This is a genomic window from Actinomadura harenae (assembly GCF_003696215.1).
Classification (GTDB): domain Bacteria; phylum Actinomycetota; class Actinomycetes; order Streptosporangiales; family Streptosporangiaceae; genus Spirillospora; species Spirillospora harenae.
This window is the reverse complement of the sequence record NZ_RFFG01000011.1, coordinates 71,486-97,713: the sequence shown is the minus strand read 5'-3', so window position 1 is coordinate 97,713 and position 26,228 is coordinate 71,486. Positions and strand designations below refer to the sequence as shown.

Here is a 26,228-nt window from a genome sequence, read left to right as displayed (position 1 = left end):
GCGGGCTCCGGGGCACTGGGCCCACGCCCTCCTCGGGGGTAGGCGAAAGCCCCCCATCGCGATGGGGGAGCCAGGCCCCCTGACCGATTCACGCTGTTCAGGCACAATGTGCGTGTGAACGGCGAAGCGCAGGACCATGCGGGCGTGGCCGGCCTCGCGGTCGGACGCAGCCTGCTCCAGGCGCTGCTGGCCCAGATCGCCAACCTGCCGCTCGCGATCCTCCTCGGGGTGTCGCTGGCGCTCGTCCCGCTCGGAGTGGGGCTGGCCCTGCTGCCGCCCGTCCTGCTCGCGGTGCGCGGGCTGGCGAACCAGCAGCGCCGCTGGGCGAAGGAGTGGTCGGGGGTGGAGATCCCCGTCCCGTACCGTCCGCGGCCTGCGGACGCGAGCGGGTTCGGCCGGGTGAAGTGGCTGCTCACCGACCCGGCGACCTGGCGCGACATGCTCTGGACGCTCGTGAACTCGGTGCTCGGGGTGGTGCTCGCCGGGCTGCCGTCCGCGCTGGTCGTGTACGGGCTGGAAGGCGTCCTGGTGGCGCCGTGGCTGTACAGCCTGCACTCGTTCGGCTGGGGGCCGTTCTGGCCGCTCGGCGACTACGGCCCGCCCGGCGCGATCGGCTGCCTCCTGCTCGGGTCCGTGCTGGTGCTGACCGGCTGGCTGGGCGGTCCGCCGATCATGCGGGCGTACGCGCTCGTCAACCGGTCGATGCTCGGCCCGACCCGGGCACGGCTGGAGGAGCGCGTCCGGGAGCTGACCGCGACCCGGTCGGAGACCGTGGACGCGTCGGCCGCCGAGCTGCGCCGCATCGAGCGGGACCTGCACGACGGCGCGCAGGCCCGCCTCGTCGCGCTGTCGATGCACATCGGCCTCGCCGAGCAGATGGTGAAGGACGACCCGGACGAGGCGGTGCGGCTCCTCATCGAGGCGCGGCAGGCCAGCGGGACGGCGCTCACCGAACTGCGCGACCTGGTCCGCGGCATCCACCCGCCGGTGCTCGCCGAGCGCGGCCTCCCCGGCGGCGTCCAGGCGCTCGCGCTGACCCTGCCGCTGCCGGTGAACGTCACCGTCGACCTCCCCGGGCGGGCCGCTCCCCCGGTCGAGTCCGCCGCGTACTTCGCGGTCGCCGAGATGCTCGCGAACACCGTCAAGCACGCCGGCGCGGAGCGGGCGTGGGTGGACGTCCGGCACAATGGCACCGCGCTCGTGATGATCGTCGGGGATGACGGGCGCGGCGGCGCCGATCCCTCGCGGGGCACCGGGATGCGGGGCATCACGCGCCGCCTGGCGGCCTTCGACGGCACCATGGCCGTCACCAGCCCCGAGGGTGGGCCGACCGTCGTGACCATGGAGCTGCCGTGCGCGTTGTCATCGCCGAAGATCTAGCACTGCTGCGCGACGGCCTGATCCGGCTGCTGTCGGCCTACGGGTTCGAGGTGGTCGAGGCCGTGGACAACGGGCCGTCGCTGAGCCGGGCCCTGCTGGAGCACCGCCCGGACGTGGCGGTCGTGGACGTCCGGCTGCCGCCGACGTTCACCGACGAGGGCCTGCGGGCCGCGCTGGACGCGCGGCGCGCGATCCCGGGGCTGCCCGTCCTGGTGCTGTCGCAGCACGTGGAGCAGCTGTACGCGCGCGAGCTGCTGTCGGACAGCTCGGGCGGCATCGGCTACCTGCTGAAGGACCGCGTGTCCGACGTGAAGCAGTTCGTGGAGGCCGTGCGGCGCGTCGCCGACGGCGGGACGGCGCTCGACCCGGACGTGGTGTCGCAGTTGCTCACCCGCCGGTCGCGCGAGGAGCCGCTGAAGGCGCTGACGCCGCGCGAGCGCGAGGTGCTGGAGCTGATGGCCGAGGGACGGTCGAACGCCGCGATCGCCGGGAAGATGTTCGTCACCGAGAAGGCCGTCACCAAGCACACCGCGAACATCTTCGCCAAGCTCGGCCTGCCGGTGTCGGAGGACGACAACCGGCGCGTCCTCGCCGTCCTGGCCTACCTGCACGCCTGACGCCCGCACCCGGGATGCGGGAGGGCCGCCCCGAATCGGAGCGGCCCTCCCTGGTCGGTCGGCGTGTCAGCCGACGGTGTAGGAGTAGGGGATCGCGGTCAGGACGTCGCCGCCGCCGTAGATCTGGCCGAGCAGGCCGTTGAACGCGCCCACCGGCGAGGTCACCAGGTAGAGCACGCCGTTCACGACCGTGCCGGGCTTGGCGGTCGGCGTGATCGTCACCGCGACCTTGCCGCTCCTGCCGGGCTGGACGACGACCGGGGTGCCGTTCGGGGTGAAGTCCCCGGTGATCGCCGTCTTGTACGGGTCACCGGCCGGGGACGTCACCGTGGTGTCCCACGGCTGGGTCTTCGCCACGGCGCCGAGCGTGCTCGAACCGGACGGCGCCGGACCCGAGAACGGGCCGATCTGCTGGACGTAGCTGAACCAGAACCCGCGCGCGAGGACGTTCCGCCCGCCCGCCTCGCTGACGCGGGCGATCGAGGTCAGGTCGCCCTTCTTCGCCGAGGCGAGGTCGCCGTACACGTCCGGCTCGCCGGACGGGCCCTGCAGTTCGACCTGCGCCGGGGTGCTGGACTGCGCGGCGAGCGACAGCGCCCGCGTGCCGGGCGGCACGAGGTACGCCGGGACGGACGTGCTCGGCGTGATCGGCAGCGGGATGGTCGGGGACGAGCCGATCGGCGCGAGCGTCACGTCGGCGTAGTCCTTGAGGCGCGGGTTCACCTGCACCGGGACGGGCGCGACGCCGTTGTTGGCGTAGGTGAGGGTGAAGGTCGCGGCCTTCCCGGCGGGCAGCTTCGCGCCCTTCGGGAGGGAGCCGGTGACCTTCACCTGGTCGAACCCGATCGTCCCGGTGAAGTTCTGCGAGATCTCCTTGCCGCTGACGGGGTTGGCGACGATGACGGTCAGCCGCCAGCGTCCGGGCACGGGGTCGGCCTGGGTCACCTGGAGGGTGCCCGCGGTGACCGGGGTGCCGTCGTCCTTGAAGTCGCGCGCGTTGGACCCGGTGCCCATGAGCTGGCCGTCCGGGTCGACGAGCGCGGCCTCGACCAGGACGTTCGGGTCGCGGGCGAGCTTCAGGGTGACGCCGAGGTCGTGGCGTCCCTTCGGCACGTCGAACGCGTACGTCGAGGTCTGTCCCGGGGTGTACGCGCGGGCGTTGCCGCCGGTGATCGTCCCGCTGAACGTGCCCCTGCCGCCCTTGGTCGGGACCAGCGTGCGGATGACGGCCGCGACCGATCCCGCCTGGCCCGCGGACGTCCGGAACGTGACGGCCTCGGGGAGGTCGCCGCGGGTGCCGTCGGTCCTGGCGCGGAACGTGGCGCTCGCGGTCTGGCCGGGCTTGAGCGTCAGCGTGGACGGGCTGACCGTCCCGCGCGCGACCGCCTTGCCCGCGGACGTCGCGAACTGCACCGGTCCGCTGTACGACTGGCCGCCGGACTGCGGGCTGTACAGGATCGCCGTCCATGTCCCGGCGGCCGGGTAGCGGACGTCGACGTAGGCGTGGTTCGCCGAGACGTTGGAGCCCTGCGGACGCGAGTTCGCCGCGTAGGCGCCGTTCGGGTCGATCAGCGTGAGCCGGACGATGGGCCCGAGCAGGGAGCCGTTCGGCTGCGTCGCGTTCACGCCCTGCCAGGCGGTCGAGACGCCGAGGACGTCGGTGCCCTTGGCGACCTTGAACGTGACCTTCTTGTAGGACCACGGCGCGCCGTTGGTCGCGTACGGGATGGTCGGCAGCGACGCGGCCTTGAACGGGACGGTCTGCCAGCCGGTCTGCTTAGTGCTGAAGGCCCGGGTCCCGAGGCTCACCTTGGTGGACGTGGTGCCGTGGTTGGTGAACGCGATCTTCTTGCCCACCGTCGCGCCGGGGGTGCCGGTCAGGGTCGCCTGGGTGATGTCGGGGACGACGTTCGCGGAGCCCTTGTAGGTGCGGGCGGCGTCCACGGCGGCCTTGGCGTCCAGCAGTCCGGCGCCCTGCTCGGGGCCGGGCAGGCCGAGGTCGTGCGCGGTGCCGGTGAGGAACCGCTTGACCAGCCACGGGGACGGCGACTGGCCGTGGTGCGCGTTCCGGTACGCCTGGATGACCAGCGCGGCGGCGCCCGCGGTCATCGGCGCGGACTGGCTCGTCCCGCCGAACGGCTGGATGGACGCGGGCTTGCCGGAGTAGCCGACGCAGGCCTCGTACTTGGACGGGTCGGGCGTGCACAGCGCCCAGTCGGACTCACCCGGCGCGACCAGGTCGGGGACGCGCCCGCCCTGGGAGATGCCGCCGGACGACAGCGCCGAGACGTTGTTCGAGATCCATTTTCCGGGCTTGGCGAAGCGCGCGGCCCCGTACCCGGTCTGCTGGTAGTTCTGGAAGTCGGTGGAGCCCGCGGCCGCGATCACGTTCGGGTCGGTGGACGGGCTGCCCTGCGTCCCGGTGATGCCGCCGTCCCCGGTGGAGACGGTGACGGTGATGCCCGCGCGGACCGCCGCGTCGTTGAACAGCTTGATCGTGTCGCGGCTGCCGTCGTCGGGGTACACGTTCGAGCCGAACGACTCGTTCAGCACGTTGACGTGCTTGCCGATCGCGTAGTCGATCGACTGGAGGATGGCCGAGTTCGGCATCAGCTCGCCGCCGGCCTTGAGCCCGACGATGGACGCGCCGGGCGCCATGCCGAGCACCCGGATCGTGCAGCCCTTCGGAATGCCCTGCGTCGGGTGCGCGTAGTCGGACGCGTCGTAGACCATGCGACCCTGCGCGGCGATCGCGGACGCGTCGCCGAACGCCTCGGCCGCGCCGGTCGGCGTGTTCGGGCCCTCACCGGAGAAGTCCTGGTAGTCGGTGAAGACCTTCTTGCCGTTGGCGCGGACGAAGTCGGGGTTGTTCGGGTCGACGCCGTCGGCGATGTAGGCGACGGTGACGCCCGTGCCGTCGATGCCCGCCTGGTGCGCGAGCCCGGCGCGGGTGGTCGTGAGCGCCTCGGGTTCGAGCAGGGGCTTCTTCGGGTCGGACGGGCAGACCGTGGGCGGCAGGGCGGACTGCCCCGTCTGCGCCTTGGCCATGCCCTTGACCGGGGCGGTCGGCTTCTGGTTGGGGGACGGGGGCGCGACCGGCACGTTCGTGTCGGGCACGACGGCCGCGACGGCGGGGTCGCCCGCGAGGGCGATGGCCTGGTCGGCGGAGACGGTCGCGGCGAACGACGGGACCGCCCGGTAGGCGGTGACCTTCGTCCCGCCCGCGGCCCGCACCCTGGCGACGAGGGCGTCCTTGGCGGACGGCGTCTTCAGCAGCACGATCACCCGGGACGGCTTGGCGGCGTCGGGCTTCGGCGCGGCCTGGGCGGGCGCGGTGACCGCGCCCGCTCCGAGGGCCAGCACGGCCGCGCCCAGCCCGGCGAGCAGGCCGCTCCGCCGGGTGGGCACGACGCCCCGCGGGTCCGTCCGTCCGGACGATCTCCCATTTCGTAGGGCCATGAGGTCCCTTCACAAGATCCGTCGCGGCCCCGGGCGGGTGTACGCGGCCACGAGAGCTACGTCCGGGCGGCAGGGCCGGACGGGTCGCCGCGGAGCAAATACGGCGAACGTCCGAATATCAACGGATCTTGACGAGTGGGACAAGAGGGAGAAAAGCGACGATTAGATCACGCTTGTGTTTGGGACACCCCCGGGAGGCGCATTCCGGCCGACGGTAATTCGCCGCGCTAACGTTCCGTCCGGTGCCGGAGTGCGGAACGTCAGCGGGCCCAGAAGGGGACGATCTTCTCGTCGCCCTTGGGGGCCAGGTCGCAGCCCTCCTGCACGACGGGGACGGGAGTGGAGACGAGGACCCCGGCGGGCGCGGCGACGACGGCCCGGAAGCCGTCCGGGGAGACGACCATCTGCCGGGCCACGCCGCCCGGCAGCACGATGGTGTCGCCGGGCGCGACGTCCATCCGGTCGTCGCCGACGGTGAAGGCCGCCCCGCCGTCCAGGCACGTCCACACCGACTCCTCGTCGAAGACGTGCAGCGGTCCGGTCGCGCCGGGCGCCGCGTCGACCTTCCACACGGCGAGCCTGGACGTGCCGCCCTGGGTGGGCGTGGCCAGGGACGTCATGACGCCGTTCGGGGTCTCGGTACGGCGTGCCCCGGCCTCACGGATCACGGTCGCAGCACGGATCACGGTCGTGTCGCTGATCACGGTCATGGGGGTCTCCCGCTAGAATTTAGACAACTGGGTTGTCCATATAGTCAACGAGGTTGTCTTTCATGTCAAGCGCCGACCACGACGCGCCCGGCTGGGAACTGCCGCTCCGGCTCTTCCTGGCGTTCCGGCAGATCATCGACGAGACGCACGACGAGCTGGCGAGACAGGGCCATCCGCACCTGCGTCCCATGCACGGCTTCGTGTTCCAGGCGATCGGGCCGCGCGGCACCGCGGCCGTCGAGCTCGGGAGGCGGCTCGGCGTCAGCAAGCAGGCCGCGGGCAAGCTCGTCGACACCCTGGAACGGCTCGGCTACGTCGAGCGCGGCGCCGACCCGTCCGACGCGCGTCGCAAGATCGTCCGGCTGACCGCGTTCGGCGTGGACGCGCTGGACCGGTCCGCGACGATCTTCGAGGCCGTCCGGGGGCGCTGGGCGGAGGAACTCGGCCCCGACCGGATGCGGGCCCTGGAGACCGACCTGCGGGCGATGACGCCCGGCGACCTGTGGCGCCTGGACGCCCCCGGCTGGTTCGGCGGCTCCTGACCCCCGGCGTGCGGGCGCGTCCGAAGTGATCTTCCGGACCGGTGCAGCGTGCGGGGCGGACCAGCGTGATCGTCGCGAACCGGTGCCCGGAAGACCCTTGCCGGGGCCGGTCAGCGCGGTTAACATCGCGGCGACTCTTAGGAAACTTTCCTAAGAATTATCAAGATTCCTGTTGGTTCGGGGGCGCGGACTGAACGGAGAATCATGGCCACAGCGGGAAGACGACGGGTCCTCGCGGTCCTGTCCGCACTCACCGCCGCGGCGGGGCTGACGCTCACCGCGGCGCATCCCTCGGCGGCCGCCGGCGCCGTCACCGCCACCTGCACCAAGACCTCCGACTGGGGCACGGGCTTCGAGGGCTCGTGCACGATCACCAACGGCACGTCCGCCGCGATCAGCGCCTGGAAGGTGGAGTTCGACCTGCCGTCCGGGACCGCGGTCACCTCGGCCTGGAACACCACGCAGACCCGCACCGGCGACCACTACGCCTTCGCCAACACGTCCTGGAACGGGTCGGTGGCGGCGGGCGCGACCACGAGCTTCGGCTTCGACGGGAGCGGTACGGGCTGGGCGTCCGGCTGCACCGTGAACGGCGCGTCCTGTGATGGCTCGGGCACCCCGCCCGGCGGCGGCGACACGCAGCCGCCGACCGCGCCGTCCGGGCTGAGATCCACCGGGAAGACCGACACCACGGTCGGCCTGTCCTGGACGGCGTCGACCGACAACGTCGGCGTGACCGGGTACGACGTCTACCAGGGGTCGGCCAAGGCCGTCTCGGTGACGGGGACGTCCGCGACCGTCACGGGCCTCACGGCGAAGACCGCGTACAGCTTCACCGTGAAGGCGCGGGACGCTGCGGGCAACGTGTCCCCCGCGTCGAACGCCGTGTCCGTGACCACGGACGACTCCGGCGGCGGAAACCCGCCGTCCGGCGGGACGAGGGTCATGGGGTACTTCACCGACTGGGGCGTCTACCAGCGGAACTACCACGTCCGGAACATCGACACGAGCGGCACCGCGAGCAAGATCACAACCATCAACTACGCGTTCGGCAACGTCACCAACGGGCAGTGCGCCGTCGGTGACAGCTACGCCGACTATGACCGCTTCTACGGCGCGGGCGAGAGCGTGGACGGGACGTCCGACACCTGGGACAACGGCGCGCTGCGCGGCAGTTTCCACCAGTTGCAGGAGCTGAAGAAGAAGTACCCGAACATCAAGGTGATCTGGTCGTTCGGCGGCTGGACCTGGTCCGGCGGCTTCACCCAGGCCGCGCAGAACCCGGCCGCGTTCGCCGACTCCTGCTACAAGCTGCTCAACGACCCGCGCTGGGCGGGACTGTTCGACGGCATCGACATCGACTGGGAGTACCCGAACGCCTGCGGGCTGAGCTGCGACACCAGCGGGTTCGCGTCGTTCAGGAACCTGCTCGCGGCCGTGCGGGCCCGGTTCGGCTCGTCCCAGCTGGTGACCGCGGCCATCACCGCGGACGCCACGTCCGGCGGCAAGATGGACGCGGCCGACTACGGCGGCGCCGCGCAGTACGTCGACTGGTACAACGTCATGACCTACGACTACTTCGGCGCGTGGGACGCCAAGGGCCCGACGGCCCCGCACTCCCCGCTGACCTCCTATGACGGCATCCCGATCAAGGAGTTCAACAGCACCGACACGATCGCGAAGCTCAAGGGCCTCGGGATCCCGTCCGGCAAGCTCCTGCTCGGCATCGGCTTCTACGGCCGCGGCTGGACGGGCGTCACGCAGAAGGCGCCCGGCGGCACCGCGACCGGACCGGCCGCGGGCACCTACGAGCAGGGCATCGACGACTACAAGGTCCTGAAGTCCAAGTGCCCCGTGGACAGCGTCGTCGCCGGGACGGCCTACGGGCTGTGCGGCAGCGACTGGTGGTCCTACGACACCCCGTCCACCATCGGCGGGAAGATGGGCTACGCCAAGTCCCAGGGACTCGGCGGCGCCTTCTTCTGGGAGATGTCCGGCGACACCTCCAACGGCGAGCTGGTCTCCGCCATCCGCTCCGGACTCGGCTGATCCCTTCCCCCCGGTCGCGGCCCGGACCTCCCAGAACGGTCCGGGCCGCGATCCCTCCCAGAAGGCCCCCGGTTCCTCCTCCCGCCGGGGGCCTTCACCCTGCTCACCGGGCGCTCTGCCGGAGCCCGTCGAACGTGGGCCGGAGCGCCTCCACCAGGCGGTCGGCGTAGGGCTGGGGCGACTCCGCGATGTTCGGACGGTCCTTGCGGAACTCGTCCCACTCGACGTACTCCAGGCACTCCCGGAAATTCGCGGCGAAGGACTCCCGGAAGCCCGGCTCGGTGACCGGCCCGTTCCTGTAGGAGTCGTCGGCGAGCTCGAGCACCTTCAGCAGCAGCTCACCGGAAAGGGACGTGTGCTCGGCGAGCAGGCACGCGTCGTACAGGTCCTTGCCCTCGGGGTAGGCGTCACTGTGCAGCCACAACACCTTCCAGGCCAGCGACAGTTCGGGCGTCGCGGCCAGGAGCCGCACCGATCCGGTGCCGTCCGCGCGCGGGACGACGGTGACCTCCGGCTCGGAGGGCAGCGTCTCGTTGAACACGAAGTCGATCTGGACGGTCCCGTCGGGCACGCCCTCGGCCGTCCACGGCAGGACGATCCGGCGGCCGGGCACGCGGTCGTAGGTCCAGATGTCGGACCAGACCGCGCCGTCCGCGTCGATGAGCACCGGCTTGCCGCGGCCGGCGTCCTCGCGGGACACGCGCTCGGCCTGCCGCGCGACGCCGGTCAGCAGGGCGTCGGTGCGCTTCTCGTTCACGCCCCACGTCGACGGGCGCAGCACGAAGTCCAGGTCGCCCGGGTCGCGTGCCGCCCGGCCGTACCAGGCGCGCAGGAGCATGCTGCCGCGCAGCATCAGGTTCTCCGCCCACCTGGACGCGGCGACCCCGGCGAGGACGTGGTCGAGCGCCCGGCGCCGCGCCGCGTACCAGCGCGCGCCGCCCGCCTCGTCGTCGAACCGGGGCTCGCTCGGCCGTATCCCCCGGTGGTGGTGCTGCATCGCCGGGTCGAACACGGGGATCTGCTCGGCGCCGGTGACCGTGCGGACCGTCGGGGGGATCCGCAGGCGGCGCGCGGTCTCCTCGTCCAGCGGCTCCCTCGGCAGGCGCGTGGTGGCGGGCCAGGGGCCCCAGGGCAGGTCGTCCCAGCTCATCGTGACTCCTCGGTGATCCAGCCGTCGTCCAGCGACGGCGTGTCGTCGTGCACGACGTACTCGCGCTCGACCTCGACGATGGTGTGACCGGCCGCGCGCAGGTCGGTGACCAGGGCGTCGAGGCGGGCGGCGGCGGCAGGGGCGCCCACGCGGTGGCAGCGCTGCGTGACGAACCGCTCGGGACGGCCGTCCGGGCGGACGCGCCGGGCGTTGCGCGACACGTGCGCGCCGTGCGCCGTCGCGGCGTCCGCGAGGGCGGCGAGGTCGGCGTCCGGGGTGAGCAGCAGCTTGACGTGGTGCTCGAAGTAGGAGCCGAGCGCGTCGCCCTCGGCGTCGGTGCGCGGCACGCCGTCGTTCCAGGGCGCGGCCTCGACCTTGACGCGGACGACGCGCAGGCCGTCGCCGCGCAGGTCGGCGGCCGCGCGTCCGGCGGCGGCCAGGACCTCGTCCCGGGCGCCGGACCGGCGCAGGCTCAGCATCGGCTGGACGGGCGTCCGGCCGCGGGCGAGCTCGATCAGGGTGAGCTTGAGTCCGCGTGCCGCGGCGGCCTCGCGCGCCCGCTGCGCGTCCGGCTCGGCGACCGTCAGATGGATCTCGAAATCCCCCGTGATGTTCACCTTTGGGAGGGTTCCAGAAATCCGGGAACACGGTCATCCGAATTTCGCAGAATGGAGGCCGGAAAGGAGATCTCCCATGGGCACCAGCATCGCCGCCGTCCTGTTCGATCTCGACGGGACGCTTCTCGACCACGACACGGCGGCCGTCCGCGCCGCCACGGAGTGCTGGCCGGACGCCGACGCCGCGTTCGTGGAGCGCCGCTGGACCGAGCTGACCGACGCGTTCGTCCTGCGCATGGTCCAAGGCGAGCTGACGCAGACCGAGCAGCGGCGGGGCCGCGCCATCGCTCTGGCGGGCGAACTCGGGCACCCCGGGTGGGACGACGCCACGGCGGACGCCTGGCTCGCCGGCTACCGCGTCCGCTACAAGGCGCATTGGACGGCCTACCCGGACGTCGGGCCCGCGTTCGAGGAGCTGGCGGCACGCGGGCTGCGGTTCGGGATCGTGACGAACGGGGACGGCGCGGCGCAGCGGGCCAAGCTGGAGCACATCGGCGTCCTCTCCCACGTCGCGGACTGCGTGATCGCGTCGCAGGAGGCCGGGGTGGCCAAGCCCGACGCGGCGATCTTCGCGGCGGCGTGCGCCCGGCTGGGGCAGGCGCCCGGGGCCGTCCTGCACGTCGGGGACCGGCTCGACACCGACGCGCGGGGGGCGGCGGCGGCCGGTCTCACCGGGGTCTGGCTCGACCGTGCCGACACCGGCACCGGCTCCGGCACCGGCACCGGCATCGGCTCCGCCGTCGGCGTCCCGCGCGTCGTCAGCCTCGCCGAGCTGGCCGCCCTCGTGGACGCGCGCCGGTGAGGGGCGCGGTCAGGCGCCGGTGGCCAGGACGGCCTCGATCTCCAGGGTGACCTCGACCTTCTCGCCGAGGCCCATGCCGCCGGGGATCGGCATGTTGGTGTCCACGCCGAACTCGGTGCGGTCGATCACGCCGGACGCGGTGAACCCGGCGCGGGCGCCCCGGCCGTCCGGGTCGAAGTGGTCCGGGCCGAACCCGCCGATCTCCAGGTCGAAGGTGACGGGCCTGGTCACGCCCTTGATCGTCAGCTCGCCGTCGAGCTCGAACCGGCCCTGCCCGCGGGCCGGGCGCAGGCCGGTCGAGCGGAACGTCATGGTCGGGTGGTCGGCCACGGCGAAGAAGTCGGCGGCGCGCAGGTGCTCGTCACGCTGCGCGCTGCCGGTGTCGACCGAGCCCATCCGGACGGTCGCGGTGACGCTGGAGTCGAGCGGATCCGTCCCGGTCGTGAACGTCGCGTCGAAGTCGCCGAACCGGCCGCGCACCTTGCTGATCATCAGGTGCCGGACGGCGAACCCGACGGTGGAGTGGACGGTGTCCACCGTCCAGGTGCCCGCGACGTACCCGGGGATCTCGACAAGTCCGGTGGTCATCGTGTCTCCTTGGTTCTGGGAAGTAAGTCGGTTCCTCCGAGGAACCGCCTTCATCCTGCGAGAACCTCGCGAAGCCCCACAAGAAGGCACTTTCACCTGCCCCACGCACCCGGAGATAACCATGGACGTCAGCGGCCTGAGCGAGCACTCCCCCGAGGCCTGCCGCGCCCGCGAGACCCTCGACCGCGTCGCCGAGAAGTGGACGCTGATGGTCATCGCGCTGCTCGGCGAGCGCACCAAGCGGTTCGGCGAGCTGAAGCGCGAGTGCGTCGGGATCAGCCAGCGGATGCTGACCGTGACGCTGCGCGGCCTCGAACGGGACGGCTTCGTCATCCGGACCGTCCACCCGGAGATCCCGCCGCGCGTCGAGTACACGCTGACCGGGCTCGGCCGGACGATGCTGGAGGCGATCGAGCCGATCATCGTGTGGACCGCCGCGCACGGCGACGAGATCGACGCCGCCCGCGCCTCCTACGACGAACGGCAGGAACCGGCCCGGACGGGGCAGGCCGCCGGCTGATACGGGCGTCCGGACGGGAGTACCGGGGTGCGGGATCGGGATTCCGGTTGTTACCTTGGACGGCACCTGGACGCCCGCACGGAGCAGAACGCAAGGACGATGGACCTTCACGAGGTGGGACGGCGAGCTAGCCGCGCCGAGCCGGAGAACGCGCGACGCGCGGTCCGGCTCGGCGGTGTGCGCCGCTGTCCCGACCACCTCGTGAGGGTTCACCATGCTGTCCGATGACGTCCGTTCGACCTTCCTGACCTTCTTCCGCGAGCGCGGCCACGTGCGCGTGCCGTCCGGCCCCCTGGTGCCGGACGATCCGACGCTGCTGCTGGCGAACGCGGGGATGAACCAGTTCAAGCCCTGCTACCTGGGCGAACGCGTGCCCGAGCACCGGCGGCTGATGTCGGTGCAGAAGTGCGTCCGCACCGTCGACATCGAGAACGTGGGCCGGACGACCCGGCACGACACGTTCTTCGAGATGCTCGGGAACTTCGCGTTCGGCGACTACTTCAAGCGCGAGGTCGTCCCGTGGGCGTGGGAGCTCCTCACCGGGCACTACGGCCTCGACCGGGACCGCCTCTGGGTGACCGTGTTCCGCGACGACGACGAGGCGGAGGCGATCTGGCGGAGCCTCGGGGTTCCGGCGGACCGGATCCAGCGGCTCGGCATGGTCGACAACCACTGGTCGATGGGCGTGCCCGGGCCCTGCGGGCCGTCCTCCGAGCTGCACTACGACCGGGGACCGGAGTTCGGGCCGGACGGCGGCCCGGCGGTGGACGGCGAGCGCTTCCAGGAGCTCTGGAACCTGGTGTTCATGGAGAGCCTGCGCGGCGCGGGCGACGGCAAGGACGGCTACGAGGTCCTCGGGCCGCTGCCCGCGAAGAACATCGACACCGGGCTCGGGCTCGGGCGGCTCACCGCGATCCTCCAGGGCGTCGACACCGTCTGCGAGACGGACATGCTGCTGCCCGCGTTCCGGCTCGTCCAGGAGCGGGCGGGACGGGAGTACCCGGGACGGCACGGCGGCGACGTCGCGAGGTCCATGCGGATCGTGACCGACCACGCGCGGACGGCGGCGTTCCTCATCGCGGACGGCGTGCTGCCGTCCGGGGACGGGCGCGGGTACGTGCTGCGTCGGCTGCTGCGCCGCGCGATCCGGCACGCGCGGCTCCTCGGGATCGAGGGCCCGCTGCTCGCGGACCTCACCGGACGCGTCGTCGGCGGCCTCGGCGGTTCCTGGCCGGAACTGGTCGCGGGCCGTCCGCTGGTGGAGCGGGTCGTCGCGGCGGAGGAGGAGCGGTTCGACCGGACGCTCCGGCAGGGCTCACGGCTGCTGGAGTCGGCGATCGCGAGGGTCTCGGAGACCGGGGCGGGGTCGCTGCCGGGGCGGACGGCGTTCGAGCTGCACGACACCTACGGCTTCCCCATCGACCTGACCTTGGACGCGGCGCGCGAGGCGGGCCTGTCGGTGGACGAGGACGAGTTCGGCCGCCTCCTGGAGGCGCAGCGCAGGCAGGCGCACGCGGCGGGCCAGGGACGCAAGGGGGACGCGGTCGCGCGGCAGGACCTCTACCGGGGCGTCCTCGCGCGGCACGGCCGGACCACGTTCGTGGGCTACGACAGGACGTCCGCGGAAGGACGCGTCGTCGCGCTCCTCGACGGCTCCGAGATCACGCGCGCGCACGAGGGCGCGACGGTGGAGCTGGTGCTGTCCCAAAGCCCCTTCTACGCGGAGGCGGGCGGACAGGTCGGCGACACCGGACGCGTCGTCACGCCGTCCGGGACGCTCGACGTGCTCGACACGCGGCTCGGGCTGGACGGGCTGCACGTCCACACCGTCCGGGTCGTGTCGGGCGAGGTCGGCGTGGGCGAGGAGGCGGAGGCGGTCGTGGACGCGGACCGGCGGGCGGCGACCGCGCGGTCCCACAGCGCGACGCACGTCCTGCACGCGATGCTGAAGCGCGTCCTCGGCGACCACGCGGCGCAGCGCGGCTCGCGCGTCGAGCCCGGGCGGCTGCGGTTCGACTTCGCGCACTTCGGCGCGGTCACCGACGGCGAGCTGGCGGCGGTCCGGACGCTCGTGAACGACTACCTGCTGGACGATCCGGACGTGCGGGTCTGGGAGGCGGACCGCGCGTCGGCGGAGGCGGCGGGCGCGGTCGCGCTGTTCGGCGAGCGGTACGGCGAGCGCGTGCGGATCGTGGACATCGGCGACGCGTCCCGGGAGCTGTGCGGCGGCACGCACGTCGGGCACGGCGCGCAGGCGGGTCCCGTGCACCTGCTCGGGGAGTCGTCGGTCGGGTCCGGGTTGCGGCGCGTCGAGGCGCTGACCGGCCCGGACGCGCTGCGGCACCATGACCACCAGGGCGCGCTGCTGCGGGAGCTGGCGGACCTGCTGTCGGTCCCCGCGGACCAGGCGCCGGACCGGCTGCGGCAGCGGCTCGCGACCCTCGCGGAGGCGGAGCGCGAGCTGTCGGCGCTGCGCGCGGCGGACCTGTCGTCCCGGGCGGCGCGGCTGGCGGCGTCCGCGTCGGTGTCCGCGTCAGCGTCGGTGTCCGGAGACGTCCCGGTCGTCTCCGCGCGGGTGGACGGCGTCCCGGTGGAGTCGCTGCGCGGGCTGGCGTCGGAGACCGCGGGGCTGCTGCGCCGTCCGGGCGCGGTCGTCCTCGGGACGGTCTCCGACGGCCGGGCGCTGCTGGTGGCGGCGGTCTCGGGGACGCTCGGCGTCGAGGCGCGCGATCTTCTGGCGGACGCGGCGCGCGTGGTCGGCGGCGGCGCGGGCGGGCGCGGCCCGGTCGCGAACGCGGGCGGACGGCGCGTGGAGGCGCTGTCCGAGGCGCTGAGGGTGGCGGAGCGGACCGTCCGGGACGTCCTCGCGCCCTGACGTCCTCGCGCCCTGACCCGACCCGGCCCGTCCGGGCGCCTGCTCAGTTCGGGACGATGACGGCGCGGCCGCTGATCTCGCCGTCATGGAGCCGCCGGTAGGCGGTGGGCGCCTCGTCGATCGAGTAGGTCTCGATGTGGACGTCCACCGCGCCGGCGCGGGCCAGGTCGAGCACCTCGACCAGCTCGGACCGGCTGCCCCAGTACGGCGACCGGACGGACGCGTCGTAGGCGATCGCGCCGAACCCGACGGTGGCCGTACCACCGCCGATGCCGACGATCGCGACGTCCGCCTCGGTGCTCGCGACGCCCGTGGCGATCGCGGTGGTGGGCGGGGCGCCGACGAAGTCGAACACGGCCTGCGCGCCGAACCCGCCGGTCAGCTCGCGGACGCGCGCGACGGCCTTGTCGTCGGACTTCACGGCCTCGTGCGCGCCGACCTCCTTGGCGAGCTCCAGTTTCGCGTCCGAGACGTCCAGGGCGATCACACGGGCCGAGGACAGGGCGCGGAGCAGCTGGATCCCGACGTGCCCGAGGCCGCCCGCGCCGATGACCACGGCGGTGCTGCCCGGCACGAGCCGCGGCAGCGCGCCCTTGATCGCGTGGTACGGGGTGAGCCCGGCGTCCGTCAGCGAGACGGTCTTCACCGGGTCGAGATCACCGAGCGGGACGAGGTGGCGCGGCGCGTCGACCAGCAGGTACTCGGCGATCGCGCCGGGCGCGCCGAGCCCGGGCGGACGGATCCCGAGGGCCGCGGCGCGGCGGCAGTAGTTCTCCTTGCCCTGCGCGCACTCCGGGCACGTCCCGCAGCCCCACGGCCCGTACACGGCGACGGACTCGCCGACGTCCAGGCCCGTGACGCCCGCGCCGAGCCGCGCGACCGTGCCCGCGCCCTCGTGGCCGAGCGTCAGCGGCAGCCCGATGCCCAGCTCGGCCGGGCTCTGCATCACGACGAAGTCCGAGTGGCAGACCCCGGCCGCGGTCACCTTCAGCAGGACCTGCCCGGGGCCGGGCTCGGGCTCCGGAACCTCGACGACCTCCGGCGGCCTGCCGGCCTCCCGGAACTGGACAGCCTTCATGATCTCCCCCTCGGTGACCGCCACGAACCCGCCTCACGCGGTCCATACCCCCAGGCGACACCATCACCCCATCAACCAGCTAAAAGCCCCAAAGAGGGATGATCTACTCGTGGAGATACATCACTCACCTCCGCATCTCTGCGCCCATGCCGCGGAACGGGATAGACTGCTGCGCGCTGCGGGCTGTAGCGCAGTTTGGCTAGCGCACCGCCTTTGGGTGGCGGGGGTCGCCGGTTCGAATCCGGCCAGCCCGACGGACGAGGCGAGGCGGGGCCCACGGGCCTCCGCCTTCCTCACCCGTTATCGAAGCGACAACCACCCGGAAAACCCGGTACGCTACGGTCACGGACGAGGCGATGCCTCACCCACGCGGATGTAGCTCAATGGTAGAGCCCTAGTCTTCCAAACTAGCTACGCGGGTTCGATTCCCGTCATCCGCTCCACGTTCGAAACGACAACGGCGGCCGATCGGCCGCCGTTGTCGTTTCTTTTGTACCGCTGTTTCGCGCCGTTCTCAGCAAAGATTCCCGGTGAGCGAGACGGCCCGCGAAGAAGTTCCGACCATCACCTTCGCGCATCCCTTCACCTGCTGCCAGGAGTGCGTCGTCGTGTTCCAGTAGGAGAAGGCGCGGGCGTCCAGGGGGAAGGTCACGCGGGCGGACGCCCCGGGCGCGAGCGAGACCTTCCCGAAGCCCCTGAGCTGCTTGGCGGGCTCCGGGACGGCCTTGCTGGACGGCAGCCCAAGATAGAGCTGCGGGACGGCGTAGCCGCGGCGCCTGCCGGTGTTGGTGACGGTCACGCTCACCCCGGTCGGCGACATCTTCAGGCCGGTGAACTTGAATCCGGTATAGGAGAGCCCGTGCCCGAACGGGAATGCCGGAACAAGGCCCTTGGCGTCGTAGTGCCGGTATCCGACCAGCAATTCCTCGCTGTAGCGGACGGCGCCCCCGACACCCGGGTACCGGGTCGCATCACCACTGGTCGGGGCCTGCTTCTCGGCGGCGGGGAAAGTGACCGGGAGGCGCCCGCCCGGGTCGACGTCACCGAAAAGGACGCGCGCGATCGCCGTCCCACCCGGCCCGCCCGCGTACCAGGACTCCATGATCCCCCGGACCCTGCCCGCCCACGGCGTCAGCACCGGCCCGCCGGTCTGCAGCACGACCACGGTGTTCGGGTTGGCCTTGGCGACGGCCGTGACCAGGGCGTCCTGGTCGCCGAGCCTGCCGTCGCCGCAGCGCAGCGCCAGGCACGCGACGTCGGCGTCCTCGGCGCGCGCGTCGGCGGCGAACACCACCGCGACCTTCGCGGCCCGGGCCGCCTTCACGGCCGCCGCGACGTCCGTGCCGTCCCGGTAGGTCACGTTCCTGGTCCCGGCGCGCGTGGTCAGGGCCTTCAGGGGTGTGACCGCCGACACGGGTTTGACGTACGCCGACCCGGTCGCCGACCGCACCTGCGCGGCGGGCTTCCCGATCACCGCGATCCCGGCGCCGGTCTTCAGCGGCAGCACGCCGCCCGCGTTCTTCAGCAGCGTGATCCCCTGCTCGGACAGCTGCTGCGCGGTGCGGTCGTGCGCGGCGCGGTCGACGCGTCCGTCGTTGACCGGACGGGCCCGGTCGAACACCCCGAACGCCAGCAGCGTCCGGAACCTGGCCCGGAGCCGCGCGTCCACGTCCGTCCAGGTGACCTTCCCGTCGCGCAGGGCCGCGCCGAGCGCGGGCGGGCTGTACTGGACCCCGATCGGCATCTCCAGGTCGAGCCCGGCCTTCATGGACCCCTCGGTGCTCTTCGCGCCGCGCATCCAGTCGCTGACCACGAAACCGGTGAAACCCCACCGCCTGCGCAGGACGCCGTCCAGGAGCGGGGTGTTGGAGCAGCTCGGCAGGCCGTTGACCAGGTTGTACCCGCACATGACGCTGCCCGCCCCGGCGTCGCGGACCGCCGCCTCGAACGGCGGCAGGTACACCTCCCGCAGCGCCCGCTCGGACACCACCGCGTTCACCGAGTACCGGTCGGCCTCCTGGTTGTTGGCCGGGAAGTGCTTGACCTGCGCGATCAACCCCCTGGCCTGGACGCTCCGGATCCAGGACGCGCCCATGCGCGACGACAGCAGCGGGTCCTCGCCGTACGCCTCGAACGCGCGGCCGCTCCGGGCCGTCCGCATGAGGTCGACCGCCGGGCCGAGGACGACGTCGTTCCCATGGTGGACGGCCTCGTCGGCGACCACGGCGCCCGCCCGTCCCGCCGCCGTCGGATCGAAGGTCGCCGCCAGGGACAGCCCGGACGCCAGCGCCGTGTTCGGTCCCTGCTTCACGCCCATCGACCCGGCGTCCACCAGGTACAGGTCCGGGATCCCGAGCCGCGGCACGCCGTGGACCGTTCCCGCGCGGAACCGCGCGTCGTCGGCCGCCCGCAACGGCCCGACCAGGTCGTCCCCCGCGAGCAGTGCGATCTTCTCCTCGCCGGTCAGCGCCGCGACCAGCGCGTCCGCCCGCCGCTCGACGGGCAGCGCGCGGTCGCACCAGGCCCTTCCGGACGGGACGGCGCACGGCGCGTCGTCCGGGGCCGCCCCCGCGACCTGGGCCCGCGTCACCGGGGACACCAGGAGCCCGGCCGCCGCCAGCGTTCCGACGACGAGCGGGGCCCTCCTTCTGATCATTCCTTGCCGACTCTCCCACGACGCGCTTCAGCCTCACGAAGCCGCAAAATTAGCAATCAGCACGAAAGGCGGACAAGATCCCCCAGGCTCAGGAGGGCTGGAGGAGGGCCCGGCCGGCCGCGCGGTGTTCGGCGGCGCTGGCGGGGTCGGTGTCGGCGAGGACGGCGGCGATGCCCTCGTGGGCGAGGGCCTCCTCGTGGCGGTAGCCGACCTCGGGGGCCAGGCGGAGGGCCTGGCGGTGGAGGCGCAGCGCCTCGTCGGGGAGGCCCGCGAGACGGCAGGTCTCGCCGTAGCCGTTGAGGAAGTGGATCTTCCAGTGCTCCTCGAAGAGCTCGTCGAGCAGGGCGAACGCCCGGCGGTGGCCGGCGAGGGCCTCGTCGTAGCGGCCCATCTGGCGGTAGGCCACGCCGAGGCAGTTGAGGCACCAGGCCTCGTTGTGCCTGTGGTTGTCCTCGCGGGCCAGGTCCAGGGCCCGGGTGAGGTGGCCGGTGGCCTCGTCGGGACGCTCGGGGGCGAGAGCCACGCCGAGGGTGAGGAGCGCCGTGAGGGTGGACGGCCAGGCCGGGTCGGAGGCGGTCAGGTCGAGGGCCTCGCGCGCCCGGGTGGCGGCGGCGTCCCGGTAGCCCAGCTGGAGGAGGGCCCAGGCCTCGTTGGCCGTCGCATGGGCCTTGCCCGTGACGGAGTCGATGGAGTCGTAGAGGGCGGCGGCCTTGCAGAAGAGGGTCAGGGGTTCCTGCGCGTTGCCCTCGTCCCAGAGGAGGAAGGCACGGCGCATGGCCAGTTCGGCCTCGGCCCAGGTGTCACCCGTCGCGGCGATCAGAGGTTCGGCGGCGGCATAGGCCGCGTGCGCCTCGGGCATGCGGCCCGCGTTGTAACGGGCGAAACCGAGGTCGCTGTGGGCCTCGGCTATGCGGAGCGGATCGTCCAGGCGCTCGGCGGCCGAAAGGGCGCGCTCGAACAGGACGTTGAGGTGGGTCGTCCCGCACCGGCGCGCGAAGAAGGCGTGCATGAAGCGCGGCAGTTCGCAGGCATGGACGTCGGCTCCGGCCGAGACCGCCGTGTCGAAGACGGCCATCAGGTTCGTGTACTCGGTGACGTACCAGTAGAGCGCCTGGTGCTTGTGCGTGAAGGCCGGGAGCTCGGCCGGGGCCTCGCCCGCGCGCGGCGCCCGGCCGCGGGACAGGTGGGGCATCACGGACTCGGCGGCCGCCGCCGCGTGGACGTAGTAGTCGAGGACGCGCCGGACGGCCCGGTCACGGTCGTCCTGCGCGTCGTGCTCGGCGGTGGCGCGGCGGGCGTGCTCCCGGACGAGGTCGTGCAGCCGGTAGCGGCCCGCGGACGGCTGCTGGACGAGATGGGCGTCGAGGAGGTCCTCCAGGATCGTCCGCGCGGTGCGGAGCGGGACGTCCGCCACGGCCGCCGCCACGTACTCGTCGAAGGACGAACCGGGCAGCAGGCCCAGCAGGCGGAAGAAGCGGCGCTGCGACCGGTCCAGCTGCCGGACCGACATCGCGAACGCCCGGTCGAACTCGCCCGGCCCCTCCGCCATGCGCTCGGCGAGGACGCCGACCGTCCAGCCCGGACGGTGCCGGAGGCGGGCGGCGGCCAGGCGCAGCGCGAGCGGCAGGTGGCCGCACAGGCGCAGCACCTCGGCGGTGTTCTCGGGCTCGCGGGCGAGGCGCCCCTCCGGGCGGCCCGCCTCGCCGCTCGCGCGCGCCAGCAGTTCGGCGCTCTCCTCGGGGGACAGCACGTCCAGCGACACCGGCGGGACCTCGTCCAGGCCGAGCAGGCGGTTGCGGCTCGTGATCAGCGCGACCGAGGGGCCCGCGCCGGGCAGCAGGTGGCGGACCTGGTCGGCCCCGGCGGCGTTGTCCAGGACGACGACCGCGCGCCGGGACGCCAGTTCCGAACGCCAGAACGCGGCGAGCGGCTCGACACCGCCCGTCTGCGGGATCCTCTCGGACGGCACGTCGAGCGCGGCGAGCAGCGTCCGCAGCGCCATGTCGGGGTCGAGCGGCTCGCGTCCCTCGGTGAAGCCGTGCAGGTCGAGGTAGAGCTGCGCGTCCGGGTAGGCGGCCGTGAGGGTGTGCGCGGCGTGGACGGCCAGGCAGGTCTTGCCGACGCCCGGCATCCCGTCGATCGCGACGAGCCGGTCGCCCTCGACGGCCGCGAGGACGCCGGCGAGGGCGTCCCCGCGTCCGGTGAAGTCGGGCACGTCGCGGGGCAGGTCGTTGCGCGGCGGGCGCGGCGCCCCGGCGGGCGGCGACGGCGGCGGCACCTGGCGGCTGGTCTTCGGCGGCGCGGGCAGCGGGCTCCCGGCGCGCTCCCACAGCGGACGCAGCGGACGCGGATCGCGCTTCACCAGGCGGCACAGCTCGACGACCGCGGGCCACGGCGGCACGCTCTGGCCGCTCAGGTAGCGCGACAGCGAGGACGAGCTGAGGCCGGTGTCCCGCGCCAGGGCGCGGACGCCGCGTCCGGAGAGGTCCTGGATCGCCCGCAGCCGTCCGGCCAGTTCGGCCTGAGGGTCCGTCGTCCGCCGTTCCACCACCATCGCGATCCCCGCCGCTCTGTCCCACCTCGCCGGAAGTCTCCCGGTTCGAGTCCTGGCTGGTCGTGACCGTACCAGCTGTCCCACGGTGTCCCACGGGGGTCGTCCCGGCGGCCCGTCCCGGCTGTGATGGAGCCATGCCCCCCGGGAACACGGGACGGGCCGGAAGGACCACAGAGGAGAACGACATGCAGGCTCGGATGCAGAACCCCGCCCAGGTGCTCGACGGCGCGATGAAGCCGATCCTGGACATCTTCAAGGCCGTCCACACCGGCGGCGTCGACGAGCAGACCCTCGAACTGGTGCACCTGCGCGTCAGCCAGATCAACGGGTGCAGCGCGTGCGTCGACGCCGGCGTGAAGGGCGGCCGGAAGGCGGGCGTCAGCGAGGACAAGCTGGCCACCACCGCCGCGTGGCGCGAGGCCCCCTACTTCTCCGACGAGGAGCGCGCGGCGCTGGAGCTGGCCGAGGCCGCGACACGGCTCGCCGACCGCCCGGACGCCGTCAGCGACGAGATCTGGGACGCCGCCGCCACCTACTACGACGAGAAGCAGCTCGCCGCGATCGTCATGATGATCAGCGTCACCAACCTGTTCAACCGGCTCAACGCCACCACCCGGCAGATCGCCGGCGCCTGGGGCTGATCCGCCCCGACCGCGTTCGCGCTGACCGAGCCGACCGACGCCGCCGAGGCCCGGATCACCGAACCGGTGAAGCGCGCGGCGGGCTGAGCCTCGACGGGCTGAGCATCGACGGACTGAGCATCGACGGGCCGTAGGTGATGCGGTGCGTCCCCGAGGGACGCACCGCTCCGCCGATTTCGACCTCAGACGGGGCAGGCAGGTCCCGGGCCGGCCTCGTCGATGTAGACCGGACCCGTCTGGGACTGGCCCGCGCCGAGGCTGCCGAAGGAGAGGATCCCGGAGCCGAGGACCTCGCAGTACGTGACCTTGGTGGCGTTGACGATCGAACCGGCCAGCAGGGGCGGGCTCCAGTGGCCGATCGAGCCCTGGGGAACCGAGACGACCGTCCCGTTCATCAGGTTCACGCAGAAGTAGCCCACCGCGCAGACACCCACTGCGGGAGCGGCCGAACGGGCGGGCGCGGCATTGGCGGGGGACGCGGCCAACGCCGCGGTGAGCGCGACGGAGGCGGTGAGGGCGACGGCGCCGCGGGCGACGGTGGCACGGCGTACGAAGGTCATGGCAACTCCGGAGTGGGAGACTCGGCGGGCTTCGGAGGGGCGCCCGCGTCGTTTCGAGACTCTTTCCGGGCCCTGGAGGTGTCAACGACCGTTACTGGCCGTCCACTTTCGTCCACCCCGTCCAGACCGGGCGGTAAGGGGAGTTCCCTGACGCATCCGTGTGTCTTGGGTGGGGCTTGGGGTTGGAGAGCCGCGAGTGGCGGTAGAGAGTGGCGTAGGGCCCGCGCGATCACCGAGGAGCCGTCATGCCGCCGAAGCCCCAGCCGCTGCCCCCGCGACCCGAGCCGCAGGCCGTGAGAGCTGAGCCGCAGGCCGTGCGACCTGAGCCGCAGGCCGTGCGACCTGAGCCGCGGGCGGTGCGAGCTGAGCCGCAGGCGGTGGTCGGGCCGCTCACCGACGCCGCCGTGTTCCTCGTGGTCACCATCGAGGCCGGGGCCGAGCAGGTGGTGCACGAACTGCTCGCCGACCTGTCCGGGCTGGTCCGGGCGGTCGGGTTCCGCGTCCCCGAGGGCATCCTGACCTGCGTGACCGGCATCGGGTCGGCCGCCTGGGACCGGCTGTTCACCGGGAACCGCCCGGCCGGGCTGCACGAGTTCGCCGAGCTCGACGGCCCCCGGCACCGCGCGCCGTCCACACCGGGCGACCTGCTGTTCCACATCCGCGCCCGCACCATGGACCTCTGCTTCGAGCTCGCCACGCAGATCATGGACAGGCTGCGCGGCGCGGTGACCGTCCAGGACGAGGTGCACGGCTTCCGGTACTTCGAGAAGCGCGACCTGCTCGGGTTCGTCGACGGCACCGAGAACCCCGGCGGGCCCCTCGCGGACCGCTCGGCGCTCGTGTCCGAGGAGGACGACCCCGAGTTCGCGGGCGGAAGCTACGTGGTCGTCCAGAAGTACCTGCACGACCTCCCCGCATGGAACGCGCTGCCGGTCGAGGCCCAGGAACTGGTGATCGGACGCCGCAAGCTGTCCGACATCGAACTCGACGACGCGTCCAAGCCGGACGACTCGCACGTCGCCGTGAACACCGTCACGGACCCGGACGGCACGCAGCGGCAGATCCTGCGCGCCAACATGCCGTTCGGCGCCGCCGGGACGGGCGAGTTCGGGACCTACTTCATCGGCTACAGCCACACGCCCGACACGACCGAGGAGATGCTGCGGAACATGTTCCTCGGCACGTCCGCCGGGAACACCGACCGCATCCTGGACTTCTCCACCGCCGTCACCGGGTGCCTGTTCCACGTCCCGACCACCGACTTCCTCGACTCGCCCCCGGATCTGCCCGCGTCCGGGCCGGGGGCGGCGGCCGCGGTCCCGGCGCCGCCCGTGGCCGGCGCGGCACCCGGAACGGCGTCCGGCGACCCCTTCGGGTCGCTGGGCATCGGCTGCCTGAAGGAGACACCGTGAACAACCTGCACCGCGAACTGGCGCCGGTCTCCGCCGCCGCCTGGGCCGACCTGGAGGACGAGGTCCGCCGCACCTTCACCCGCAGCGTCGCCGGACGCCGCCTGGTGGACGTGCCGGACGCGGCCGGGCCCGAACTCGCGGCCGTCACCACCGGCTACCTCGACCCGGCCGACTCCCCCGCCGAGGGCGTCACGGCGGCGCTGCGGACGAGCCGTCCGGTCGTCCAGCTGACCGTCCCGTTCACCGTCGCGCGCGAGGCCGTGGACGCCGTGGAGCGCGGCGCCCAGGACGCCGACTGGCAGCCCGCCAAGGACGCGGCCACCCGGCTCGCCCTCGCCGAGGACCGCGCGATCTTCCACGGCTACGCGCCGGGGCGCATCGCGGGGATCGCCGGCCAGGCCGTGACCGTGTCCCCGGCGCGTCCGCTGCCCGCCGAGGCGTCGCACTACCCCGACACGGTCGCCGAGGCCCTCGCCACGCTGCGGCTGGCCGGGGTGGAGGGGCCGTACGCGCTGGTCCTGGGATCGGAGGCCTACACGGCCGCGACCCGCTCGTCCGACCAGGGCTACCCGGTGTACCAGCACCTGGCCAAGCTGGTGGACGGCGGGATCATCTGGGCCCCGGCGATCGAGGGCGGCGTCGTGATGAGCACGCGCGGCGGCGACTACCGGCTGAGCCTCGGCCAGGACCTGTCCATCGGCTACACGGGCCACGACGCGTCCGGCGTCCACCTGTACCTGCTGGAGAGCTTCACCTTCCTCGCCTACACGGCCGAGTCGGCGGTCGCGCTGACCGGGCCGTCACCGCAGGCGCACAAGACCGGCTTCTGACCGCCCGCGTCCGCCGCGTGCCTCAGGAGCGGCTAGCGGACGGCGTCCAGGGCCATGAGGACGTCGGCGACCAGGTCGTCGGCGTCCTCGATGCCGCAGGAGAAGCGGATGAAGCCGGGCGGGACGTCGTCGCCGCCCCAGCGGGCGCGGCGCTCGGCGGTGCTGTGCACCGATCCGAAGCTCGTCGCCTCGCCGACCAGGCGCAGCGCGCGCAGGAAGCGGTCGGCGACGTCCCGCGACGGGAGCGTGAACGACACGACGCAGCCGAACCGGCGCATCTGCCGGGACGCGACCGCGTGCGCCGGGTCGCTCGCGAGGCCGGGGTAGCGCAGGCCGGTGACCAGCGGGTCGTTCCGGAGGGCGGTCGCGAGGGCGAGGGCGTTCGCGGTCTGGCGGTCGAGCCGCAGCCCGAGCGTCGCCAGGGACCGGTGCGCGAGCCACGCCTCCATCGGGCCGGGGATCGCGCCGACGGTCTTGCGCCACGTCCGGACGGCGGCGGCGAGCTCCGGGTCGCGGGCGGTGACGTGGCCGAGCAGCAGGTCGCCGTGGCCGGTCAGGGACTTGGTGTCGCTGGCGACGGCCAGGTCCGCGCCGAGGTCCAGGACGCGCTGGCCGAACGGCGTCGCAAGGGTGTTGTCGACGGCGACGAGCGCGCCCGCGTCGTGCGCGGCGGCGGCGATCCGGGCGATGTCGCAGACGTCCAGGCCGGGGTTGGACGGCGTCTCCAGCCAGACCAGGCGGGCGCCCTCGACGAGCGCGAGCTGCGCGTCGTCCGCGGTCGGGGCCATGCGGACGCGCACCCCGTAGGACTCCAGGCGGTCCCGCAGCGCGCGGGTCGTCTGGTAGCAGTCGTCCGGCATGACGACGGTGTCGCCGGACGCGACCAGCGACAGCATCGCGGCGGACACGGCGGCCATCCCGGACGAGAAGACCGTCGTGGTGCCGCCGCCCTCCAGCTCGCTGATCGCGTCCTCGAGCAGCGTCCACGTGGGGTTGGCGTCGCGGCCGTAGGTGTAGGGGCCGGTGGCCTCGCCGGACAGGTGGAAGTGCGCGGCGAACGTCGGGCCGGGCAGCTCGGGCGTGTACTGCTCGGGGGCGGGCCGCCCCGCCCGGACGCTCCGCGTGCTGTCCCCGTCCGCCATGCCGTCCTCCTTCTGCGGTCCTCGCCCGAAGGGTAACGGCACAGGT

20 protein-coding genes and 2 tRNA genes are annotated in these 26,228 nt (G+C 73.1%); 12 read left to right on the top strand and 10 right to left on the bottom strand.

The window, feature by feature from the left end:
- The first annotated feature begins 114 nt into the window (after window positions 1-114).
- Window positions 115-1,380, top strand: a complete 1,266-nt coding sequence (locus EBO15_RS08595; protein ID WP_122193792.1) for a sensor histidine kinase — start codon at window positions 115-117, stop codon at window positions 1,378-1,380.
- Window positions 1,353-1,997 carry a LuxR C-terminal-related transcriptional regulator gene (locus EBO15_RS08590; protein WP_122193791.1) on the top strand — a complete coding sequence of 215 codons (645 nt, stop codon included), beginning with the start codon at window positions 1,353-1,355 and terminating at the stop codon, window positions 1,995-1,997. Before EBO15_RS08595 ends, EBO15_RS08590 begins: the two co-directional genes overlap by 28 nt.
- A gap of 66 nt (window positions 1,998-2,063) precedes the next feature.
- Here the strand turns inward: EBO15_RS08590 and EBO15_RS08585 are convergent, their stop codons facing one another.
- A complete protein-coding gene (locus EBO15_RS08585) occupies window positions 2,064-5,405 on the bottom strand; it encodes a S8 family peptidase (protein ID WP_158628165.1) in 3,342 nt (1,113 codons plus the stop codon).
- A gap of 311 nt (window positions 5,406-5,716) precedes the next feature.
- Complete coding sequence (locus EBO15_RS08580) at window positions 5,717-6,166, bottom strand: cupin domain-containing protein (protein WP_122193789.1); 450 nt, start codon at window positions 6,164-6,166, stop codon at window positions 5,717-5,719.
- Window positions 6,167-6,228: 62 nt separating this feature from the next.
- Between EBO15_RS08580 and EBO15_RS08575 the strand changes: the two genes are divergently transcribed.
- Together EBO15_RS08575 and EBO15_RS08570 are read left to right on the top strand one after the other, a co-directional pair.
- Window positions 6,229-6,708, top strand: a complete 480-nt coding sequence (locus EBO15_RS08575) for a MarR family winged helix-turn-helix transcriptional regulator (protein ID WP_122193788.1) — start codon at window positions 6,229-6,231, stop codon at window positions 6,706-6,708.
- 204 nt (window positions 6,709-6,912) lie between these two features.
- Window positions 6,913-8,757 carry a glycosyl hydrolase family 18 protein gene (locus EBO15_RS08570; protein ID WP_122193787.1) on the top strand — a complete coding sequence of 615 codons (1,845 nt, stop codon included), beginning with the start codon at window positions 6,913-6,915 and terminating at the stop codon, window positions 8,755-8,757.
- A 103-nt stretch (window positions 8,758-8,860) separates the two neighbouring features.
- Here the strand turns inward: EBO15_RS08570 and EBO15_RS08565 are convergent, their stop codons facing one another.
- The gene (locus EBO15_RS08565; RefSeq protein WP_122193786.1) at window positions 8,861-9,907 is read right to left on the bottom strand and encodes a nucleotidyl transferase AbiEii/AbiGii toxin family protein; all 1,047 of its coding nucleotides are present in this window, start codon (window positions 9,905-9,907) and stop codon (window positions 8,861-8,863) included.
- Window positions 9,904-10,524, bottom strand: a complete 621-nt coding sequence (locus EBO15_RS08560) for a hypothetical protein (protein WP_233616055.1) — start codon at window positions 10,522-10,524, stop codon at window positions 9,904-9,906. The genes EBO15_RS08565 and EBO15_RS08560 overlap by 4 nt, the downstream gene beginning before the upstream one ends.
- A 76-nt stretch (window positions 10,525-10,600) precedes the next feature.
- On the opposite strand from EBO15_RS08560, the gene EBO15_RS08555 reads away from it, so the two are divergent.
- Window positions 10,601-11,326: an HAD family hydrolase gene (locus tag EBO15_RS08555; RefSeq protein ID WP_122193785.1), complete on the top strand. Its 726-nt coding sequence runs from the start codon at window positions 10,601-10,603 to the stop codon at window positions 11,324-11,326.
- Between the two features lie 9 nt (window positions 11,327-11,335).
- Here the strand turns inward: EBO15_RS08555 and EBO15_RS08550 are convergent, their stop codons facing one another.
- Entirely contained in the window at window positions 11,336-11,914 is a 579-nt protein-coding gene (locus tag EBO15_RS08550) for a YceI family protein (protein WP_122193784.1), read from the bottom strand.
- A 121-nt stretch (window positions 11,915-12,035) separates the two neighbouring features.
- Here EBO15_RS08550 and EBO15_RS08545 point away from each other — a divergent pair, with 121 nt between their 5' ends.
- On the top strand, window positions 12,036-12,434 hold the full coding sequence (locus tag EBO15_RS08545) for a winged helix-turn-helix transcriptional regulator (protein WP_122193783.1): 399 nt from the start codon (window positions 12,036-12,038) through the stop codon (window positions 12,432-12,434).
- A gap of 214 nt (window positions 12,435-12,648) precedes the next feature.
- On the top strand, window positions 12,649-15,309 hold the full coding sequence (gene alaS / locus EBO15_RS08540) for an alanine--tRNA ligase (protein ID WP_122193782.1): 2,661 nt from the start codon (window positions 12,649-12,651) through the stop codon (window positions 15,307-15,309).
- Window positions 15,310-15,352: 43 nt separating this feature from the next.
- Here the strand turns inward: alaS and EBO15_RS08535 are convergent, their stop codons facing one another.
- Window positions 15,353-16,387 carry an NAD(P)-dependent alcohol dehydrogenase gene (locus EBO15_RS08535; protein WP_122193818.1) on the bottom strand — a complete coding sequence of 345 codons (1,035 nt, stop codon included), beginning with the start codon at window positions 16,385-16,387 and terminating at the stop codon, window positions 15,353-15,355.
- 179 nt (window positions 16,388-16,566) lie between these two features.
- On the opposite strand from EBO15_RS08535, the gene EBO15_RS08530 reads away from it, so the two are divergent.
- Both EBO15_RS08530 and EBO15_RS08525 read left to right on the top strand, forming a co-directional pair.
- Window positions 16,567-16,641 (top strand) — tRNA-Pro (locus tag EBO15_RS08530).
- Between the two features lie 115 nt (window positions 16,642-16,756).
- A tRNA-Gly gene (locus EBO15_RS08525) sits at window positions 16,757-16,830 on the top strand.
- 71 nt (window positions 16,831-16,901) lie between these two features.
- Here the strand turns inward: EBO15_RS08525 and EBO15_RS08520 are convergent.
- Both EBO15_RS08520 and EBO15_RS08515 read right to left on the bottom strand, forming a co-directional pair.
- A complete protein-coding gene (locus EBO15_RS08520; RefSeq protein ID WP_122193781.1) occupies window positions 16,902-19,043 on the bottom strand; it encodes a beta-glucosidase family protein in 2,142 nt (713 codons plus the stop codon).
- An 88-nt stretch (window positions 19,044-19,131) separates the two neighbouring features.
- Entirely contained in the window at window positions 19,132-21,597 is a 2,466-nt protein-coding gene (locus tag EBO15_RS08515; protein WP_122193780.1) for an ATP-binding protein, read from the bottom strand.
- Window positions 21,598-21,782: 185 nt separating this feature from the next.
- On the opposite strand from EBO15_RS08515, the gene EBO15_RS08510 reads away from it, so the two are divergent.
- A complete protein-coding gene (locus EBO15_RS08510; RefSeq protein ID WP_122193779.1) occupies window positions 21,783-22,238 on the top strand; it encodes a carboxymuconolactone decarboxylase family protein in 456 nt (151 codons plus the stop codon).
- A 182-nt stretch (window positions 22,239-22,420) separates the two neighbouring features.
- Here EBO15_RS08510 and EBO15_RS08505 read toward each other — a convergent pair whose 3' ends face one another.
- Window positions 22,421-22,798: a hypothetical protein gene (locus EBO15_RS08505; protein ID WP_122193778.1), complete on the bottom strand. Its 378-nt coding sequence runs from the start codon at window positions 22,796-22,798 to the stop codon at window positions 22,421-22,423.
- Window positions 22,799-23,154: 356 nt separating this feature from the next.
- Here EBO15_RS08505 and EBO15_RS08500 point away from each other — a divergent pair, with 356 nt between their 5' ends.
- Together EBO15_RS08500 and EBO15_RS08495 are read left to right on the top strand one after the other, a co-directional pair.
- Window positions 23,155-24,210 (top strand): Dyp-type peroxidase, encoded by a 1,056-nt coding sequence (locus tag EBO15_RS08500; RefSeq protein ID WP_233616054.1) that lies wholly within the window; start codon window positions 23,155-23,157, stop codon window positions 24,208-24,210.
- Window positions 24,207-25,040, top strand: a complete 834-nt coding sequence (locus EBO15_RS08495; RefSeq protein ID WP_122193776.1) for a family 1 encapsulin nanocompartment shell protein — start codon at window positions 24,207-24,209, stop codon at window positions 25,038-25,040. Before EBO15_RS08500 ends, EBO15_RS08495 begins: the two co-directional genes overlap by 4 nt.
- 32 nt (window positions 25,041-25,072) lie before the next feature.
- On the opposite strand, the gene EBO15_RS08490 is transcribed toward EBO15_RS08495, so the two are convergent.
- Window positions 25,073-26,182 (bottom strand): cystathionine gamma-lyase, encoded by a 1,110-nt coding sequence (locus tag EBO15_RS08490; protein ID WP_122193775.1) that lies wholly within the window; start codon window positions 26,180-26,182, stop codon window positions 25,073-25,075.
- Between the last annotated feature and the right edge of the window lie 46 nt (window positions 26,183-26,228).

Excerpts from the sequence above, each read along its gene's own strand:
- EBO15_RS08510 (WP_122193779.1), top strand. The coding sequence starts at position 21,783 with ATGCAGGCTCGGATGCAGAACCCCGCCCAGGTGCTCGACGGCGCGATG.
- EBO15_RS08550 (WP_122193784.1), bottom strand. The coding sequence starts at position 11,914 with ATGACCACCGGACTTGTCGAGATCCCCGGGTACGTCGCGGGCACCTGG.
- EBO15_RS08545 (WP_122193783.1), top strand. The coding sequence starts at position 12,036 with ATGGACGTCAGCGGCCTGAGCGAGCACTCCCCCGAGGCCTGCCGCGCC.
- EBO15_RS08490 (WP_122193775.1), bottom strand. The coding sequence starts at position 26,182 with ATGGCGGACGGGGACAGCACGCGGAGCGTCCGGGCGGGGCGGCCCGCC.
- EBO15_RS08575 (WP_122193788.1), top strand. The coding sequence starts at position 6,229 with ATGTCAAGCGCCGACCACGACGCGCCCGGCTGGGAACTGCCGCTCCGG.
- EBO15_RS08570 (WP_122193787.1), top strand. The coding sequence starts at position 6,913 with ATGGCCACAGCGGGAAGACGACGGGTCCTCGCGGTCCTGTCCGCACTC.
- EBO15_RS08565 (WP_122193786.1), bottom strand. The coding sequence starts at position 9,907 with ATGAGCTGGGACGACCTGCCCTGGGGCCCCTGGCCCGCCACCACGCGC.
- EBO15_RS08555 (WP_122193785.1), top strand. The coding sequence starts at position 10,601 with ATGGGCACCAGCATCGCCGCCGTCCTGTTCGATCTCGACGGGACGCTT.
- alaS (WP_122193782.1), top strand. The coding sequence starts at position 12,649 with ATGCTGTCCGATGACGTCCGTTCGACCTTCCTGACCTTCTTCCGCGAG.
- EBO15_RS08535 (WP_122193818.1), bottom strand. The coding sequence starts at position 16,387 with ATGAAGGCTGTCCAGTTCCGGGAGGCCGGCAGGCCGCCGGAGGTCGTC.
- EBO15_RS08505 (WP_122193778.1), bottom strand. The coding sequence starts at position 22,798 with ATGACCTTCGTACGCCGTGCCACCGTCGCCCGCGGCGCCGTCGCCCTC.
- EBO15_RS08515 (WP_122193780.1), bottom strand. The coding sequence starts at position 21,597 with ATGGTGGTGGAACGGCGGACGACGGACCCTCAGGCCGAACTGGCCGGA.
- EBO15_RS08520 (WP_122193781.1), bottom strand. The coding sequence starts at position 19,043 with ATGATCAGAAGGAGGGCCCCGCTCGTCGTCGGAACGCTGGCGGCGGCC.
- EBO15_RS08580 (WP_122193789.1), bottom strand. The coding sequence starts at position 6,166 with ATGACCGTGATCAGCGACACGACCGTGATCCGTGCTGCGACCGTGATC.